General features: G+C 75.1%; 1 protein-coding gene and 1 pseudogene. Both read left to right on the plus strand.

Annotated features, from left to right (window positions below):
• Positions 1-1,345, plus strand: a 1,345-nt coding sequence (cydD, locus tag H5J29_RS31155) for a thiol reductant ABC exporter subunit CydD (protein ID WP_181784517.1), incomplete at its 5' end; no start/stop codon positions are given.
• Between the two features lie 107 nt (positions 1,346-1,452).
• Positions 1,453-1,865, plus strand: a pseudogene (locus H5J29_RS31160) (thiol reductant ABC exporter subunit CydC); the annotation flags it as partial.

Consider the following 1,865-nt stretch of genomic DNA (forward strand, 5'->3'; position numbering starts at 1 on the left):
GCAGCTGCGCCTGCAGCTGGTCGACCACGTGACCACCGGGACCACGCGAGACGCCGGCGCCCTGGTCACCCTCGCCACCCGTGGCCTCGACGCGCTCGACGACTACTTCGCCCGCTACCTCCCCCAGCTCGTGCTCGCCGTCCTCGTGCCGGTCGCCGTGCTGGTGGTCGTGGCGGGGGCGGACTGGGTCTCGGCCCTGGTCATCGCGGTCACCCTCCCCCTCATCCCGCTGTTCATGGCCCTGGTCGGGATGCACACCCAGGCCCGCACCGCGAGGCAGTGGGCGCTGCTGGAGAAGCTCGGCGGGCACTTCCTCGACGTCGTCGAGGGGCTGCCCACGCTCGCCCTGTTCCGGCGGGCCAAGGCGGAGGCCGCGCTCGTCCGGAAGGTCACCGACCAGCATCGCGAGGCCACGATGGGCACGCTGCGGGTGGCGTTCCTGTCGGCCTTCGTCCTGGAGGTGCTGGCCACGCTGGCGGTCGCGCTCGTCGCCGTCGAGGTGGGGTTCCGGTTGCTCTACGGCAGGCTGGACCTGGAGACGGCGCTGCTCGTGCTGATCCTCGCGCCGGAGGCATACCTCCCGCTGCGCGAGGTCGGCGCCCGGTTCCACGCGTCGATGGAGGGGATCGCGGCGGCCGAGAAGGTCTTCGCGGTGCTCGACGAGCGCACCGGCACCCCCGCGGGCACCCTGCCCGCTCCCCGCGGGGACATCGAGCTCCACGGCGTGACCGTCCGCTATCCGGAACGGACCGCGCTCGCCGACCTCGACCTGACCCTGCCCGCCGGGGCGACCACCGTCGTCACCGGACCGAGTGGCGCGGGCAAGTCCACCCTGCTCGGCCTGCTGCTGCGGTTCACCGAGCCCACCGCGGGCAGGGTGACCGTGGGCGGGGTCGACCTCGCCGACGTCGACCCGGAGGCCTGGCGCCGCACCCTCGCCTGGGTCCCGCAGGACCCCCACCTGTTCGCCGAGAGCCTCGCCGACAACATCCGCCTCGGCGAGCCCACCGCGAGCCTGGACGACGTGCGGCGGGCGGCCTCGCTGGCCGAGCTCGACGCGGTCGTCGCCGCGCTCCCCGAGGGGTACGCGACCCTCCTCGGGGAGCGCGGCATGCGGTTGTCCGCGGGCGAGCGGCAGCGCGTGGCGCTGGCCAGGGCGTTCCTGCGGGACGCACCGGTCGTCCTGCTCGACGAGCCCACCGCCCACCTCGACCCGGACAACGCCGCCGCCGTCCGCCGGGCGGTGACCCGGCTCGTGACGGGCCGGACCGCGGTGATCGTGACCCACGACCCCGGGTGGGCCACGACGGCCCACCACCTGCGCCGAGCCGCGGCTGTCCGATGACCCCCGCACCCGCTGAGCGAACGGCACCCTCGCTCACACCTACTGAGCGAAAGGGCCGCTCGCTCATCCGGATGGTGGGGCTCGCGCGGCCGCGGGGTGCCCGTTTCGTGCTCGGAGTGCTGTGGGGTGCGCTCGCCACCGCCTCGGGGGTCGGGCTGCTCTCGCTCGCCGCCTGGCTCATCGCGACCGCCGCGACCCATCCCGGCGTCACCGCGCTGAGCGTGGCGGTGGTGCTGACCCGCGCCCTCGGCGTCACGCGCGGGGTGGCGCGCTACCTCGAACGGCTCGTCACGCACGACGCCGCGCTGCGCACGCTCGCCGACGCCCGCGACCGCGTATACGCCCGGCTCGCCGCCACCGAGCCGGTCCGTCGGTTCCGCAGCGGCGACCTGGTGTCGCGCCTGGTCAGCGACACGGACGCGACCCAGGACCTGCTGGTCCGCGGGCTCACACCGCCCCTGAGCGCGCTGCTGGTCGGTGCCGGCGTCGTGACGCTGTCGACCGCCCTGCTCACCGAGGG

This window comes from Pseudonocardia pini, from assembly GCF_013870575.1.
Lineage (GTDB): Bacteria > Actinomycetota > Actinomycetes > Mycobacteriales > Pseudonocardiaceae > Pseudonocardia > Pseudonocardia pini.